This is a genomic window from Streptomyces sp. NPDC090077, assembly GCF_044747545.1.
Lineage (GTDB): Bacteria > Actinomycetota > Actinomycetes > Streptomycetales > Streptomycetaceae > Streptomyces.
In genome coordinates this window covers 223,128-238,164 of record NZ_JBIVEG010000004.1, presented here as the reverse complement: position 1 = coordinate 238,164, position 15,037 = coordinate 223,128, and the positions used below count along the sequence as shown (strand labels likewise).

General features: G+C 74.2%; 15 protein-coding genes. All 15 read right to left on the bottom strand.

The genetic code is table 11. The annotated features are described in order from the left end of the window. Positions 1-2: 2 nt before the first annotated feature. Positions 3-1,064 carry a hydrogenase expression/formation protein HypE gene (gene hypE / locus ACIPW5_RS09720; protein WP_401242740.1) on the bottom strand — a complete coding sequence of 354 codons (1,062 nt, stop codon included), beginning with the start codon at positions 1,062-1,064 and terminating at the stop codon, positions 3-5. After that, positions 1,057-2,190 (bottom strand): hydrogenase formation protein HypD, encoded by a 1,134-nt coding sequence (gene hypD / locus ACIPW5_RS09715; RefSeq protein WP_401242737.1) that lies wholly within the window; start codon positions 2,188-2,190, stop codon positions 1,057-1,059. Before hypD ends, hypE begins: the two co-directional genes overlap by 8 nt. Next, positions 2,187-2,519 (bottom strand): HypC/HybG/HupF family hydrogenase formation chaperone, encoded by a 333-nt coding sequence (locus tag ACIPW5_RS09710; protein ID WP_401242735.1) that lies wholly within the window; start codon positions 2,517-2,519, stop codon positions 2,187-2,189. Before ACIPW5_RS09710 ends, hypD begins: the two co-directional genes overlap by 4 nt. After that, positions 2,488-4,890 (bottom strand): carbamoyltransferase HypF, encoded by a 2,403-nt coding sequence (gene hypF, locus ACIPW5_RS09705; protein ID WP_401242732.1) that lies wholly within the window; start codon positions 4,888-4,890, stop codon positions 2,488-2,490. The genes ACIPW5_RS09710 and hypF overlap by 32 nt, the downstream gene beginning before the upstream one ends. Further along, the gene (hypB, locus tag ACIPW5_RS09700; protein ID WP_401242730.1) at positions 4,890-5,855 is read right to left on the bottom strand and encodes a hydrogenase nickel incorporation protein HypB; all 966 of its coding nucleotides are present in this window, start codon (positions 5,853-5,855) and stop codon (positions 4,890-4,892) included. Before hypB ends, hypF begins: the two co-directional genes overlap by 1 nt. Positions 5,856-5,858: 3 nt before the next feature. Next, a complete protein-coding gene (locus ACIPW5_RS09695) occupies positions 5,859-6,248 on the bottom strand; it encodes a hydrogenase maturation nickel metallochaperone HypA (RefSeq protein ID WP_401242727.1) in 390 nt (129 codons plus the stop codon). Positions 6,249-6,358: 110 nt separating this feature from the next. Further along, the gene (locus ACIPW5_RS09690) at positions 6,359-6,460 is read right to left on the bottom strand and encodes a DUF6893 family small protein (protein WP_401242725.1); all 102 of its coding nucleotides are present in this window, start codon (positions 6,458-6,460) and stop codon (positions 6,359-6,361) included. Next, the gene (locus ACIPW5_RS09685; RefSeq protein ID WP_401242723.1) at positions 6,457-6,945 is read right to left on the bottom strand and encodes a hydrogenase maturation protease; all 489 of its coding nucleotides are present in this window, start codon (positions 6,943-6,945) and stop codon (positions 6,457-6,459) included. Before ACIPW5_RS09685 ends, ACIPW5_RS09690 begins: the two co-directional genes overlap by 4 nt. Then, positions 6,942-8,336, bottom strand: coding sequence for a hypothetical protein (locus ACIPW5_RS09680; RefSeq protein WP_401242720.1), 1,395 nt, complete (start codon positions 8,334-8,336; stop codon positions 6,942-6,944). Before ACIPW5_RS09680 ends, ACIPW5_RS09685 begins: the two co-directional genes overlap by 4 nt. After that, positions 8,333-9,040 (bottom strand): DUF6084 family protein, encoded by a 708-nt coding sequence (locus tag ACIPW5_RS09675; protein WP_401242717.1) that lies wholly within the window; start codon positions 9,038-9,040, stop codon positions 8,333-8,335. The genes ACIPW5_RS09680 and ACIPW5_RS09675 overlap by 4 nt, the downstream gene beginning before the upstream one ends. Continuing rightward, the gene (locus ACIPW5_RS09670; protein ID WP_401242716.1) at positions 9,037-9,711 is read right to left on the bottom strand and encodes a DUF5947 family protein; all 675 of its coding nucleotides are present in this window, start codon (positions 9,709-9,711) and stop codon (positions 9,037-9,039) included. The genes ACIPW5_RS09675 and ACIPW5_RS09670 overlap by 4 nt, the downstream gene beginning before the upstream one ends. Then, complete coding sequence (locus ACIPW5_RS09665; RefSeq protein ID WP_401242713.1) at positions 9,708-10,241, bottom strand: hypothetical protein; 534 nt, start codon at positions 10,239-10,241, stop codon at positions 9,708-9,710. Before ACIPW5_RS09665 ends, ACIPW5_RS09670 begins: the two co-directional genes overlap by 4 nt. After that, complete coding sequence (locus ACIPW5_RS09660) at positions 10,238-12,022, bottom strand: nickel-dependent hydrogenase large subunit (protein ID WP_401242710.1); 1,785 nt, start codon at positions 12,020-12,022, stop codon at positions 10,238-10,240. Before ACIPW5_RS09660 ends, ACIPW5_RS09665 begins: the two co-directional genes overlap by 4 nt. 82 nt (positions 12,023-12,104) lie before the next feature. After that, positions 12,105-13,160, bottom strand: coding sequence for a hydrogenase expression protein HypE (locus ACIPW5_RS09655; RefSeq protein ID WP_401242707.1), 1,056 nt, complete (start codon positions 13,158-13,160; stop codon positions 12,105-12,107). A gap of 74 nt (positions 13,161-13,234) precedes the next feature. Next, complete coding sequence (locus ACIPW5_RS09650; protein ID WP_401242704.1) at positions 13,235-15,004, bottom strand: enoyl-CoA hydratase-related protein; 1,770 nt, start codon at positions 15,002-15,004, stop codon at positions 13,235-13,237. Positions 15,005-15,037 lie beyond the last annotated feature (33 nt).

The following is a 15,037-nucleotide window of genomic DNA, read 5'->3' as shown; positions in this document are numbered from 1 at the left end:
GGTCAGCAGATCCTGGGCAGCTGTTCCCCGATCGGCAGGTCGACCACGCGCGTGCCGCCGAGACCGGTGCGGGCCACGACGAGGCCGGGGTGGTCCTCGACCGCCTCGCCGATCACCGCGGCCCGGCGGCCGAGCGGGTGGGCCCGCATGGCGTCGAGGACGGCGTCGGCGTGCTCGCGGGGGACGAACGCGACGAGCTTGCCCTCGTTGGCCACGTAGAACGGGTCGAGGCCGAGGATCGCGCAGGCGTTGCCGACGGCCTCGGGCACCGGCACCCGGCCCTCCTGGACGACCACGCCGGTGCCGGAGGCGGCCGCGATCTCGTTGAGGGCGGCGGCCAGGCCGCCCCGGGTGGGGTCGCGCAGCACGTGCAGGTCGGGGGTGACGGCGAGCATCGACTGCACGAGTCCGCCGAGCGGCGCGCAGTCGCTGACGATGTCCGCCTCGAAGCCGAGGCCCTCGCGGACGCTCATAATGGCAACCCCGTGCAGACCGATGTCCCCGCTGACGATGACCACGTCGCCCGGGACGACCCGCTGCGGGCGCAGGTCCACTCCTTCGGGGACGAGGCCGATGCCTGAGGTGTTGATGTAGACGCCGTCGCCGTGGCCCACTTCGACGACCTTGGTGTCCCCGGTGGCCACCTCCACGCCCGCCGCGCGGGCGGCCGCGCCGAGGGCCTGGGCGATGCGGGCCACCGTGGCGGTCTCGACGCCCTCCTCCAGGATGAACCCGCAGGAGAGGTAGGCGGCCACGGCCCCGCTCATGGCGAGGTCGTTGACGGTGCCGTTGACCGCGAGGTCGCCGATGCTGCCGCCGGGGAAGAACAGCGGGCGCACCACGTACGAGTCGGTGGAGAAGGCCAGCCGGGCGCCGCCCAGGGTCAGGGTGGCCGAGTCTCCGAGCTGCGCGAGCGCCTCGCCGCCGTAGGCGGGGGCGAAGACGTGCCGAACGAGTTCGGCGGAGAGCGCGCCGCCGCCGCCGTGGCCCATCACCACGCGGGGGTGGTCGCGCAGGGGGGCCGGACAGGTCCAGCCCGAGACGTCCAGTGCGGTGTCAGACAACGGGGGTCGCCTCCAGCGGTGCCGTCTTGGCGGTCGGGATCTCCAGGCGCCGGTAGAGGTAGTACGCGGCGCAGGCGCCCTCGCTGGAGACCATGGTGGCGCCGAGCGGGGTGCGGGGGGTGCAGGCGGTGCCGAAGGCCTCGCACTCGTGCGGCTTGATCAGGCCCTGGAGGACCTCGCCGCTGCGGCAGGCGGCCGGCTCCCGGGTGTCGATCCCGGTCACCGAGAAGCGGTGTTCGGCGTCGAACTCCCGGTAGCGGGCGGAGAGCCGCCAGCCGCTGGCGGGGATGGTGCCGATGCCGCGCCAGGCGCGGTCGGTGACCTCGAAGACGTCCTCCAGCATGGCGAGGGCGGCCGGGTTGCCCTCGGGGCGGACGGCGCGGGCGTAGGCGTTGTCGACGGTGTGCTCGCCGCGCTCCAGCTGACGGACGGCCCGGCGTACGCCCTCCAGGATGTCGAGCGGCTCGAAGCCGGTGACCACGACGGGGACCCGGTACCGGGCGGCGAGGGCGGGGTACTCGGCGGTGCCCATCACGCTGCACACGTGGCCGGCGGCGAGGAAGGCCTGGACCCGGCAGCTCGGCGAGTTCATGATCGCCTCGATGGCCGGGGGGACCCGGACGTGGGAGACGAGCAGGCTGAAGTTGGTGATGCCGTGCTTCTTCGCCTGGTACACCGTCATGGCGTTGGGCGGTGCGGTGGTCTCGAAGCCGATGCCGAAGAAGACCACCTGGCGGTCGGGGTTCTCGCGGGCGATGCGCAGGGCGTCGAGGGGGGAGTAGACGACGCGTACGTCGCCGCCCTCGCCGCGCACCTGGAAGAGGTCGCGGCCGGTGCCGGGGACGCGGAGCATGTCGCCGAAGGAGCAGAAGATGACGCCGGGGCGGGAGGCGATCTCCAGGGCCTTGTCGATGACTTCGAGCGGGGTCACGCACACGGGGCAGCCGGGCCCGTGGATCAGTTCCACCTGTTCGGGCAGGAGCTGGTCGATGCCGTGCCGGATGATGGTGTGGGTCTGGCCGCCGCAGACCTCCATCAGCGCCCAGGGCCGGGTGACGGTGGCGTGGATGTCGTCGAGGAGCCGGCGGGCGAGGGCGGGGTCCTGGAACTCGTCGATGTACTTCACTGCTGCGCCGCCTCCCGCGGGACGTCTCCGTGGCCGGGTGCCTCCGGACCGGGGGCGCCGCCGAACTGTTCGGCCTGCTCCCAGGGGTCGCCGAACTCCTCCTGGAGCATGCCGAGTTCGGCGAAGAGCTCCAGGGTCTTGAGCGCGGACTCCTCGTCCAGGCGCTGGAGGGCGAAGCCGACGTGGACGATGGCGTACTCGCCGACCTCCAGGTCCGGCAGGTACTCCAGGCACACCTCCTTGACGACGCCGCCGAAGTCGACGGTGGCCATGCGGGTGCCGTCCTTCTCCCCGATGTCAATCACCCTGCCGGGTACCGCCAGGCACATGGGCCCCTCCTTGCTGTGGTTGTTCCGTGGCGCGGCCGGCCGTGGCCGCCGCCACCATGAGCTGGCCGAGGGCCAGTCCCCCGTCGTTCGGGGGGACCCGGTGCTGGCGCAGCACGGTGAAGCCGTGTTCCCGCAGCAGCCGTGAACAGGTGCCGGAGAGCAGGGTGTTGGCCATGACACCGCCGGTCAGGGCGACGGTGTCGAGGCCGTGCTCCGCGCGGGCGGCGAGGCAGGCGTCCGCGACGAGGGCGGCGACCGCGGTGTGGAAGCGGGCGGCGACCGTCCCGGGGGCGGTGCCCGCCCGTACGTCGGTGGCGACGGCGGCCAGGACCGGCGCCGGGTCGGCGGTGTACGGGCCCGGCGGGCCGGGCGGCGGGGGACGCAGGGCGAACCGGTAGCCGGGGTGCGGGTCGCCGGCGGGGGCGGCGAGGGCGGCCGCCTCCAGCTCGACGGCGGCCTGTGCCTCGTACCCGGCGAGGTGGCAGACGCCGGCCAGGGAGGAGACGGCGTCGAAGAGGCGCCCCATGCTGGAGGTGGGCACGCAGTTCAGGCCCCGCTCCAGCTGGCGTTCCAGTACGGGGAGTTCGGCGGGCGGGCAGGCCGCCACGGGGGGCAGGTCGGGGGTCCGGTCGAGGCCGGCGGCCCACAGGTGGGCCAGGGCCATCCGGTAGGGGCGCCGCACGGTGGCGTCGCCGCCGGGCAGGGGGACGTACGCGAGGTGCGCGAAGCGGGTGTGCCCGGTGTAGTCGGCGAGGAGCACCTCGCCGCCCCAGACGGCTCCGTCGTCGCCGTAGCCGGTGCCGTCGAAGGCGATCCCGATCACGCGCCGGCCGCCGTCCAGGCCGTGTTCGGCCATGGCGGAGGCGATGTGGGCGTGGTGGTGCTGGACGCGGACCAGGGGGCGGGCTCCCGCGTGCCGGACGGCCCACGCCGTGGAGCGGTAGCCGGGGTGCCGGTCGGCGGCGAACAGGGCGGGTGCCACTCCGGTGATGGACTCCAGCTGCCGTTCGGCGCCGGCGAAGGCGGTCTGGGTGGCCAGGTCGTCCATGTCGCCGATGTGCGCGGACAGCCAGGCCCGGCGGCCCTCGCCGAGGCAGAAGGCGTTCTTCAGGTCCCCGCCGGCGGCGAGGGTCGCCTGGACGGGGACGGGCAGCGCGAGCGGCAGCGGGGCGTGGCCGCGGGAGCGGCGCAGGGTCATCGGTTCGCCGTCGCAGACGCGCACCACGGAGTCGTCGCAGGGCACGTGGATGGGGCGGTCGTGGGTGAGCCAGGCGTCGGCGAGGCGGCCCAGGCGCTCCAGGGCCTCGGCGTCGTCGGTGACGATGGGCTCGCCGGAGAGGTTGCCGCTGGTCATCACGAGGAGCCGCGGCCCGGGCGGGTCGCCGGGCAGGCCCAGCAGCAGGTGGTGCACGGGCGTGTACGGGAGCATCACGCCGAGGTCGGGGCTGCGCGGGGCGACTTCGGCGGCGAGGGCGGCGGCCGCCGCGGGGCGGCGGCGCAGCAGCACGATGGGCCGTTCGGGTCCGGTGAGCAGGGCGCGTTCGGCGGGGCCGATCTCGGCGAGGTGCCCGATGTCGGCGAGGGTGCGGGCCATCAGGGCGAAGGGCTTGTCCCCTCGGGCCTTGCGCAGGCGCAGTGCGGCGACGGCGGCGGGCCGGGTGGCGTCGCAGGCGAGGTGGTACCCGCCGAGGCCCTTGACGGCGAGGACCGCCCCTTCGGCGAGGAGCCGGCGGGCTTCGGCGACGGGGTCGGCGGCGGTGCTCTCGCGGGGCGGCGTCCCGGTGAGCAGGCGCAGCCGGGGTCCGCAGGCGGGGCAGGCCACGGGCTGGGCGTGGAAGCGCCGGTCGGCGGGGTCGGCGTACTCGCGGGCGCAGTCGGGGCACATCGGGAAGCGGGCCATGGTGGTGTGGGCCCGGTCGTACGGGAGTCCGGTGACGATGGTGAAGCGGGGCCCGCAGTGGGTGCAGGTGATGAACGGGTGGCGGTGGCGGCGGTCGGCCGGGTCGGCGAGTTCGGCGAGGCAGTCGGCGCAGGTGGCGACGTCCGGGGAGACCAGGGTGCGGGCGGGGCCGCCGGAGCGCGAGGGGATGATCGTGAAGCCCTCGCCGGGGGTGGTGCCGACCGGGGGCAGGGGGTGGTGGTCGACGGTGTCGACGACGGCCAGGGGCGGGGCGTCTGCGGCGAGCCGTGCGCAGAACGCGGCGACGGCGGCGGGGGCGCCCTCGACCTCGGCGACGACGCCCTCGGGGGTGTTGGTGACGTGGCCGGCGAGGCCGAGTCCGGTGGCGCGGGTGTAGACGTAGGGGCGGAAGCCGACGCCCTGGACCACGCCGCGTACGGTGACGCGGCGGCGTTCCGCGGCCGCGTCCATCAGCGGGGTTCCTCCGAGCCGGCGGGCCGTCCGGGGGTGTGGTCGTGGACGTATCCGGCGCCGGGGCCGTGGACGTGCCCGGGGCCGTGGGTGCGCCCGGGGGCGTGGCCGGGGCCGGGGTGGGTGTGGCCCGGTCCGTGGGTGTGGGCCTGCGCGTGGGCGTGTGCCTGCGCGGGGGCGTGGCCGGGGCCGTGCGAGTGCCCCGGACCGTGCTCGTGGTCGTGGTCGTGCCCCGGGCCGTGGTCGTGCGGGCCGTGCGGGTGGGTGTGGCCCGGGACGTGGCGGGACATCACCGGGGTGTGGGGGCGGGTGCCGGCGGCGGTGCGCAGGGCGTGGTCCAGGAGGAGGCCCGTGCCCTCGGCGGAGCGGGCGGAGGTGCGGAGCACCTCCACGCCGGGGTTGACCCGCTGCACGTTCTCCCGGAAGGCGTCCTCGTCGAACCCGACGGCTTCCGCGATGTCGGTCTTGGTGATCAGGACCAGCTGCGCGAGTCCGAAGGCGGTCGGGTACTTCAGCGGCTTGTCCTCGCCCTCCGTCACCGAGGCGAGCACCACGCGCAGGGACTCCCCGAGGTCGTACGAGGCGGGGCAGACCAGGTTGCCGACGTTCTCGACGAAGAGCAGCCGGGTGTCCTCGGGGAGCCAGCCGTCGAGGTGGCGGCCCAGCATGTGGGCCTCCAGGTGGCAGAGGCCGTCGGTGAGGACCTGTCGGACCGGCGCGCCCGAACGGGCCAGCCGTACCGCGTCGTTCTCGGTGGCGAGGTCGGCGGTGAGCGCGGCCACGGGCACGCCGCGCTCGCGGGCGAGGGTCAGTTCGCGTTCCAGCAGGGCGGTCTTCCCGCTCCCCGGGCTGGAGAGCAGGTTGACCACCGCCGTTCCGCGGGCGGTGAGTTCGTCACGCAGGGCCTGCGCGGCCCCGTCGTTCTTGGCGAGCACCGCCTGTCGCAGGTCGACCACTCGGCACACGGCTCAGGCCTCCTCGGGGATCGGTTCGGGGGCGGGGGCGGGGGCGTCCTCCCAGACCACGCGGAGGATCCGTAGTTCGCGCCCGGTCAGGAGCTCCACGGCGGTGGCCTTCCCGCAGTCGGGGCAGCGCAGGTCGGGGGGCATGCCGACGGCCCACTCCCCCGTGCAGGAGGCACAGCGGGCGCGGGCCGGCACGGCGTGGGTGACGAGCTCGGCGCCTTCCAGGGGCGTCGCGGTGCAGGCCAGTCCGAAGGAGAAGGCCAGTGCGTCGGGGACGACACCGGCCAGTTCCCCGATCTCCAGCTCCACGCGGCTCACGGAGCGGGCCGCTCCGGCCTGGGCCGCCTCCGCCACCTGGTCCACGACGGCCATGGCGATCGACATCTCGTGCATCGGACTCCGTCCTGCCGGGCCTCATTAGACCGGCGGGGCGGGTGCCGGGCGGACGGGCGCGCCGACGCACCGGGGGCGCGTACGCCGTTCGGGCGGCGGGCGCCCGGCGGTCACATGCGGCTGATGCGCAGGTAGCGCCTCAGGTCGGGGAGCATCGTGACGACGACGGCGCCGAACAGGGCGGCGAGCGCGAACGCGACGGCCTTCTTCACGGGGTCCTCCTCGGGAGCAGTTCCTGGACCATGCGTACGGCGTGGGGGACGGCGGCGGCCACGGGCGGGCTCAGGCCGATGCCCTCCTCGACGGTGGCGGGTTCGCAGCCGACGACGAGGGTGCGCCGGGGCGGGGTGGCGCCGGTGCCGGCGCAGAGGGTGTCGAGGAGGGCGAGGACGGTGTCGGGGGACATGTCGTGCCCGTCGAGCACCGCGCCCCCGGGGTCGATGGGGCCGGTTCCGTCGGCCTCGATGAGGTGGAGGGTGCCGGGTGCGGAGCCGCGGGCGGTGGCGTCGACGAGGACGAGGGTGTCGTAGCCGTCCAGGAGCTGGTAGGCGAGGTGGACGCCGCGCACGCCGAAGTCGACCGCTTCCACTCCGTCGGGCAGCGGCTGCGCGGCCAGGGCGCGGACCGTCTCGACGCCGAAGCCGTCGTCGCCGAGGAAGACGTTGCCGATGCCGGCGACCAGGGTCCGGCCGTTCACGCGTCCTCCAGGGGGCTGACCTCGTCGGGCTGGAAGTACAGGAAGCGGCCCTGTTCCCTGCGGATGTCGGCGCCGGGGTCCCCGTCGACGGTGACGGCGAGGTGCACTCCGCCGTCGACGTCGTGGAGGACCGCTTCGACGCGGGCGGCGCTGCCGCGCAGGAACAGGTCCTGGGCGTCGGTGCGGCGCAGGCCGGGCCGCAGCAGGACGCGGCTGCCGGGGCCGACGGAGCGGCCTTCGACGGTGACGTGTTCGGGGGCCGGTTCGGCGGCGGCGCCGTGGGCCGGGTCCCACCAGGGGGTGTCCGGGGTGAACACGTCGTCGGGTACCGCCGCCCGGCCGGGCTCGGTGATCTCGCGCAGGGCGCGGACGGCGCCGTGCAGGCGTTCCAGCACCTCGGGGGGCATGGTCTCGGCGAGGTCGACGACGGCGGCGGCGCGCGGGTCGGTGCCGCGGGCCTCGCGCTTCTCCTGGTCGGTGAGGGCGGCGGTGCGCAGGGCGAGGATCTCGTCGATCTCCAGGGCGTCGTACATGGCGCCGGCGCTCTCGGGGGCGATCGCGGCGTGGTCCTCCAGGATGATCGGGGAGGACAGGACCACGTCGGCGCGGCCGTCCTCGCCGGCGAGGACGGGCCAGGTATGCCGGTTGGCGCAGCCGCGGACGGCCGGCCGGGCCCATTCGGGCGGGTCGGTCATGGAGAGGAAGGAGCCCGCGCCGAGGCCCAGCAGGAGGTGGGCGGCGACCAGGGAGCGGGGCAGGGCGCTGTCGCGGCCGGCGCCGGGCTCCGGGGTCCACGTGCCGGTGTTCTCGACGACGGCGGTGAGCTTCAGCGCCCGGTAGGGCACGTCGAGCTCCTCGGCGCGCAGCCGGACCTCGGCGTCGATCCGTTCGGCGCGCCGGACCAGGCGGCCGCGTTCGCGGCCGTCGGCGTCGGCGACGGGCTCGGTCTCCTCGCGGGCGGGGCGGACCAGGGGCAGGGTCACCTCGCCGGCGGCGAGTTCGGCGACGGGCACGGTCAGCTCGGCGTGCTCCTCGGTGCCCTCGTCCCAGGGGACGAGGACCCGGTCGGGCAGGTGGAGTTCGGGCACGGGGTGGAAGGAGCCGTCCCCGCGGGCCTCTTCGACGGTGCGCCGCCATGCGCGCAGGAAGCGGAGTTCGAGGTGGAGGTCGGTGTCGCCCCTGGGCTCCATCACCAGCTCGGTGCGCTGGAAGGAGTGTTCGCCGTGGGCGGGGCCCCAGGCGGGCGGGACCAGGACGCCGAACTGCCAGCGCATCCGGTTCTTGGCGGCGGAGGCCCGGTAGGGGTACAGCACGTACCCCTCGAAGAGGACGGCGTCGGCGAGTTGCCGGGCTGCCGCGAAGCGGGCGTCCGGCGGGGAGGTGGTGGTCACGGGGTCGTCCTCCCGGCGAGCCGGTCGAGGAGTGCGGCGGCCCGGACGGGCTCCGGGCCGCCGGCGGGGGTGTCCGGGGTGGCGGCGGCGTCCAGGAGGGTGCGTACGGTCGACTCCCAGGAGGCGAGGGCGTGCCGCGAGCGGAAGGCGAGGAGTTCGTCCATGGTGTCGCGGGGCAGCCGCAGCCAGCCGCAGCCGGGGAAGTGCTGTTCGATCATTTCCCGCCACACGGACACGGGCATCCGGTACGTGGCTTCGCGGTCCCAGGGGACGGGTTCGACGCGGAAGCCGCCGGAGCCGGTGAAGGCCGTGCCGGAGAACAGCATCAGCAGCGGGACGTCGCCGTCCTCGAGGGCGTCGAAGTAGCGGGTCGCCGCGATGTCCATGTCGTAGGTGCAGGGGACGGGCACCTCGGTCTCGGTCTCCCCGGTGAAGCTCGGGACCATGACGGCGACCTGGGCGAACTGGACGGGCTGGAGGGTGGTGCCCCAGCGGGAGCGCTCGCCGAAGAGGTCCTGGAGGGCGGTGGCCTCGCCGGGGCCGTAGCCGCGGCGGGCCGGTTCGATGCGCAGTTGGCAGCGCAGGGCGAGGGCGTGGACGCGGGTGGTGGAGGGGGCGGTGACGCGCAGCCGCAGCAGGAGGGTGGGGCCGGCCGCGTAGGGGTCGGCGCGCACCCCGGTGCAGGTGAAGGTGAGGTCGGTCATGTCCGCGGCTCCCCGGCCGGGGCCGTGGCGGGCTGCCGGTCGGCGGGTACGGCGCGGCGTTCGACCTCGGCGAAGAAGGCGTCGAGGGCGGCGCGGGCTTCCGCGCCGCCGTCGAAGCCCTGCCAGAGCAGTCTCATGCGGCCCACCAGTTCGTAGCAAATGTCGATGGGGACGAGGTAGCAGGCGGTGCGGCCGTGCTCGCGGCGCAGCAGCAGGGCCTCGACGTCGGGTTCGAGGAGGCCGGCGAGCGGGCCGGCGCCGAGGACGCGCTGCCAGGTGGCGGGGTCGAGTTCGCTCTCGGTGGCCCCGGCGGGGCTGGGGTAGAGGGCGACGAGCCGGTCGAGGGCGGCGTTGCGGAAGAAGAAGGCGACGCCGACGGGGATCTGGAGGAGGTCCCAGGCCTCGTCGTCCCAACGGTGGCCGGGGTCGCTGAGGTAGCGGACGGGGACGGTGCGGAATCGGCCCGCTCCGGCGCCGGGCCGGTCGAAGAGCAGGGCGCAGGGGGTGCAGGCGCAGACCAGGGCGCGCCGGTCGGTCTCGACGAGGTGGCGGTGGCCGTCCCCGGCCACCGCCGTGCCGCACAGTTCGCAGGTCTCGGGGCGGGGGGTGCGGGGCCGGGTGAAGCGGCGCAGTCCGGGGGCTGGGGCGCCCGGCCGCCGGTCGGGGCTCACGGGACCCGCGCCGGGGCGGGCGGCCGGGTGGTGATCTGGAGCAGCGGGGGTGCGGGGGCGGCGGGTGCCAGTTCCACGGAGGTGACCTCGGGGGCGAAGGCGGCCACGACGTCCTCGATGCGCCGCAGGGTGTCCTCGGCGCTGCTGCCGCAGCCGCAGCCGGCGTCGGGGGCGGTGCGCAGCCGCAGGGTGCCGTCGGCCTCGTCGTAGCCGGCGAGTTCGGCTTCGGGCAGGGTGTCGAGGGCGCGGGCGATCCGGGTGCGGACGTCCTCGGGGTGGAGGTCGTGGAGGGTCAGCAGGCTCGCCGTGAGCTCGTCCTCCAGGAGTGCGGCCAGGGGGTCGGCCCCGGGTTCGAGGGCGGTGAGGCGCTCCACGATCCGGCCGAGGCCGGCTCCGTAGAAGTCCATCAGGACGCGGACCAGTTCCTCGGCGGCCTCGTGGGTCTGCCGGTCGCCGGTGGCGGCGAGCCGGTCGAGGACCTCTTCGACCCGGCGGCCCGCCTGGAGGCCGTCGGCCGTGGGGGCGCTCATCCACCCAGTCCGCTCAGGCCGGTGGGGACGTGCATGGACTTCACGGTCTTGCCGCCGCCGACGTACATGTGGACGCCGCAGGGCAGACAGGGGTCGAAGCTGCGCACGGCCCGCATGATGTCGATGCCCTTGAAGTTCTCCGGGGTGTTCTCCTCGAAGATGGGGGTGTTCTGGACGGCGTCCTCGTAGGGGCCGGGTGTTCCGTAGCTGTCGCGGACGCTGGCGTTCCAGGGGGTGGGCGGGTAGGGGTGGTAGTTGGCGATCTTCCCGTCGCGGATGACCATGTGGTGGGAGAGGACGCCGCGGACGGCCTCGGTGAAGCCGCAGCCGATGGACTCGTCCGGGACCTCGAACTTCTCCCAGGTCTGGCTGCGTCCGGCGCGGACCTCGGCCAGCCCCTTCTCGGCGCAGTGCAGGGCGATGCCGGCGGCGTACGCCTGGAAGTAGGTGCGGGCGCGGTTGCGCTCCAGGGCGTTGCTCCACTTGGGGATGCGCCACTCGAAGGTGGTCTCCGGCTTGGTCATGGTGCGCGGCAGGTTGATGACCACGCTGTGGCCGGTGGCCTTGACGTAGCCGACGTCGACCAGTCCGGACAGGGCGGTGGACCAGAGCCGGGCGATGGGGCCGCCGCCGGTGTCGAGGGCGAGGTGGTCCTTGCCGTCGAACCAGCGGGGGGACATCACCCAGCTGTACTTGTCGTCGAAGGCGCGCTTCTGCGGGGCGGGGATGGTGTGCTGGTTCCAGGGGTGGCGGGGGTCGACGGGGTTGCCGAGGGGGTCGTGGGTGACGAACTGCTCCTGGCCCTCCCAGTCGTCGTAGTACGAGCTGCCGAGGAGGATCCGGATGCCGAGGTTGATCTGCGTGAGGTCGTTGGTGACCAGTTTGCCGTCCACGACGACGCCCGGGGTGACGAACATCTTCCGTCCCCAGTCGGTCATGTTGGCGTAGGTGAAGTCGCAGTACTCGGGGTCGTTGAGGGCTCCCCAGCAGCCGAGGAGGACGCGGCGGCGGCCGACCTCCTCGTAGCCGGGCAGGGCCTCGTAGAAGAAGTCGAAGAGGTCGTCATGGAGGGGGACGACGCGCTTCATGAACTCGACGTACCGCATGAGGCGGCTCATGTAGTCCGTGAAGAGCTGGACGGAGGCGACGGTGCCGACGCCGCCCGGGTAGAGGGTGGAGGGGTGCACGTGGCGCCCCTCCATCAGGCAGAACATCTCGCGGGTGTAGCGGCTGACCTGGAGGGCCTCGCGGTAGAACTCGCCCTCGATGGGGTTGAGGGAGCGCATGATGTCGGCGATGGTGCGGAAGCCGTGCTCGGCGGCGTGCGGGGCCTCGGTGCGCTCGGCGAGTTCGAGGACGCCGGGGTTGGTCTCGCGGACCATCTTCTCGCAGTAGTCGACCCCGACCAGGTTCTCCTGGAAGATGTTGTGGTCGAACATGTACTCGGCGGACTCGCCGAGGTTGATGATCCACTCGCCGAGGTGCGGCGGCTTCACGCCGTAGGCCATGTTCTGCGCGTACACCGAGCAGGTGGCGTGGTTGTCGCCGCAGATCCCGCAGATCCGGCTGGTGATGAAGTGCGCGTCGCGGGGGTCCTTGCCGCGCATGAAGACGCTGTAGCCGCGGAAGACCGACGAGGTGCTGTAGCACTCCGCGACCCGCTTCTGCTTGAAGTCGATCTTCGTGTGGATGCCGAGGCTGCCCACGATCCGGGTGATCGGGTCCCAGGCCATCTCGACCAGCCCGCTGCCGTCGCCGGCCGCCTTCGTCTTCGGTGTCATCGTGTCTGCCGTGGCCCTTCGTGTGAGCGGGAGCGGGGTGTGCGTCGCGGCGGAGCGGTGGGGAGCGGGCGCGGGGCGGCCGTCACCAGGGCGGGCGGTAGCCGGTGGTCAGCTGCCGGCCCTTCTGGCGCCACTTCGGCTCCTTGTCCACGGTGTGGGTGGTGACCGCCCTGAGCTTGCGGATCACCGCGCCGTAGGCGCCGCTGGCCTTGGTGGACAGGGTCGCGCCGGGCGGCTTGTCCATGAACGGCATGAACTTGTCGGGGAAGCCGGGCATGGTGCAGGCGATGCAGATGCCGCCGACGTTCGGACAGCCGCCGATGCCGTTCATCCAGCCGCGCTTGGGGACGTTGCACTTGACGACGGGGCCCCAGCAGCCGAGTTTGACCAGGCACTTGGGCGAGTCGTAGGTGTGGGCGAAGTCGCCCTGCTCGTAGTAGCCGGCCCGGTCGCAGCCCTCGTGGACGGTGGCGCCGAACAGCCACGTCGGGCGGAGCTTGTCGTCCAGCGGGATCATCGGCGCGGAGCCGGCCGCCTGGTAGAGCAGGTAGGTGAGGGTTTCGGAGAAGTTGTCCGGCTGGATGGGGCAGCCCGGGACGCAGACGATCGGGATGCCGGCCTTGGACTTCCAGTCCCAGCCCAGGTAGTCGGGGACGCCCATGGCGCCGGTGGGGTTGCCCTCCATGGCGTGGATGCCGCCGTACGTGGCGCAGGTGCCGATGGCGACGACGGCGAGGGCCTTGGGGGCCAGCCGGTCGATCCACTCGCTGGTGGTGATGGGCTGGCCGGTCTCCGGGTCGTCGCCGAACCCGCACCAGTAGCCCTCGGGCTTGATCTTCTCGTTGGGGATCGAGCCCTCGACGACCAGCACGAAGGGGTCGATCTCCCCGCGCTCGCCCTTGAAGAACCATTCGATGAAGGTGTCGGCGCCGCCGACCGGTCCGCACTCGAAGTCGATCAGCGGCCAGTGCACGGCGATCTTCGGCAGGCCGGGGAGCACCCCCGTGACGATCTCCTCGATGCTGGGCTGCATCGCGGCGGTCAGGGAGACCGAGTCGCCGTCGCAGCTGAGTCCGGCGTTGATCCAGAGGATGTGGATCGGGGGGTCCTCTACCGCGCTGGGCGTTGCTGCATCCATGGGGTGCTCCTCGGGGAGGGATGCGGGGGGGGTGGGGGTGGGCCGGGGCCGGGGGATCTGCCCCACCCTTCTTGCTAGCAGGGCCGCGGGCCGGGTGCCCTGTCGGAGGGGGCCGGTCCAGTGACGGGGGGACGGCGCGCGGGCAGGGGCGCCGTCTGCCGGCCGGGGACGGGGCGGGCCAGGTGCGGCGGCGTCCGGTCGGCGGGCTCCTTGCGCGCGAAGGCGCGGCGCAGCGCGTGGTAGGGCGCCGCCGGGTCGTCGAAGACGGCCCGCATCCGGGCCAGCTCCGCCTCCCGGTACGCGGCGAGCGGGGTGGCGGCCTCGTCCCGGTCGCGGCGGGCCTTCTTGCGGGCGATGGCGGACTGCGTGGCGGGCGAGGCGGCGAGGCGGACCGCGAGCCGGGCGGTCTCGTCCGCGAACTCCTGCGGGCCGCGGTCGAGGGTGCGGTCGGCCAGGCCGAGCCGACGGGCGGCGGCGGAGCCGATCGGCAGGGCGTCGGCCATGAGGCGTTCGGCCACGCCGGTGCCGGTGCGGCGGGGCAGGGTGTAGGTCCAGTACTCGGATCCGTACAGCCCCATGAGCCGGTAGTGCGGGTTCAGGACGGCGCCGGACCTGCACCAGACCTCGTCGGCGGCGAGGGCGAGCAGGGCCCCGCCGGCGGCGGCGTTGCCCGCGACGGCGGCGACGACGAGCCGGTCGGTGGTGGTCAGGACCGCCTCGACCAGGTCGTCCATGGCGTTGATGTTGGCCCAGGACTCCGCGGCGGGGTCGGCGGAGGCCTCGATGACGCCGAGGTGGATGCCGTTGGAGAAGAAGTCGCGGGTGCCGCCGAGGACGAGGACGGAGGTGGGGCGGGAGCAGGCCTCGCGGTAGGCGGCGAGCAGGCGGCGGCAGTGGCCGGTGCTCATGGCGCCGCCGGGGAAGGAGAAGGTCAGGAAGCCGGCCCCGCCCTGCTCGCGGTAGCGGATGTCGGTCCAGGTGCGGGTGCCGGGCGGTCCGTCGGGCGGAGCCGGGACCTCGGGGAGGGCGGGCAGCCGGTCGCCGAGGGCGAGGACGGCGGGGAGCTTGACGGGGGCGGGTTCGCCGGCGGCGCGCCTGGCCCGGAGTTCGGGGATCCAGACGGCGCCGTCGCGGGTGGCCCGGCAGACGGCTCCGGCGCGGGTGGCGAGCAGCCGGCCGGGGGTGCCGCGCAGGGTGTCCTCGGGGTGGCCGCCGTGCAGGAACCACTGGCCGCCGAGGAGGTCGTCGAGGACTCCGGGCCGGGAGTCGGCGGCGCGCAGGGCGCGTACGACGGCGTCGGTGGTGTCGTGCTCCCAGTCGATCCGGCGCTCCGGCTGGCGCAGGTAGGGGCGTGCGGTGGCGGCGCCCTGCGGGGCCGGGACGTGGGTGCCCGAGGCGAAGCGCTCCACGGCGAGCAGGACGGCGGCGAGGGCCGCGTCGGAGACCTCGCCGCGGTAGGCGTCGCTCTTGCCGACGGGCGGGAGCGCGCAGTCGGCCGTGGCCCAGACGTCGCCGGCGTCCATCTCCTCGTCGGCCTGGAGGACGGTGACGCCCCACCGGGTCCGTCCCTCGGTGACGGCCCGGTCCAGGGAGGAGGGGCCCCGGTCGCCCACGGGGCCGGGGTGCACGACGAGGCAGGTGTACGCGGACCAGACCTCGCGCGGGAGGGCCGTCTTCAGCATCGGTGCGAGGACGAGGTCCGGGTGGTGGCGGCGGACGCTCTCGGCGAGGTCCGTGCCGGGCAGGGCGAGTTCGACGGCCACGCTGTGTCCGTGGTCCCGCAGTTCGGCGTGGACCCGTTGGGTGAGGCTGTTGAAGGCGCTCGCGACGAGCAGGACGTGCACGTGATCTCCCAGGCGTCCGGAACCCCGCGATCG

What these genes read in the sequence shown, in the direction of transcription:
- ACIPW5_RS09710 (WP_401242735.1), bottom strand. Translation starts at nt 2,519, where the DNA reads ATGTGCCTGGCGGTACCCGGCAGGGTGATTGACATCGGGGAGAAGGAC.
- hypF (WP_401242732.1), bottom strand. Translation starts at nt 4,890, where the DNA reads ATGGACGCGGCCGCGGAACGCCGCCGCGTCACCGTACGCGGCGTGGTC.
- ACIPW5_RS09695 (WP_401242727.1), bottom strand. Translation starts at nt 6,248, where the DNA reads ATGCACGAGATGTCGATCGCCATGGCCGTCGTGGACCAGGTGGCGGAG.
- ACIPW5_RS09675 (WP_401242717.1), bottom strand. Translation starts at nt 9,040, where the DNA reads ATGACCGACCTCACCTTCACCTGCACCGGGGTGCGCGCCGACCCCTAC.
- ACIPW5_RS09665 (WP_401242713.1), bottom strand. Translation starts at nt 10,241, where the DNA reads ATGAGCGCCCCCACGGCCGACGGCCTCCAGGCGGGCCGCCGGGTCGAA.
- ACIPW5_RS09660 (WP_401242710.1), bottom strand. Translation starts at nt 12,022, where the DNA reads ATGACACCGAAGACGAAGGCGGCCGGCGACGGCAGCGGGCTGGTCGAG.
- ACIPW5_RS09655 (WP_401242707.1), bottom strand. Translation starts at nt 13,160, where the DNA reads ATGGATGCAGCAACGCCCAGCGCGGTAGAGGACCCCCCGATCCACATC.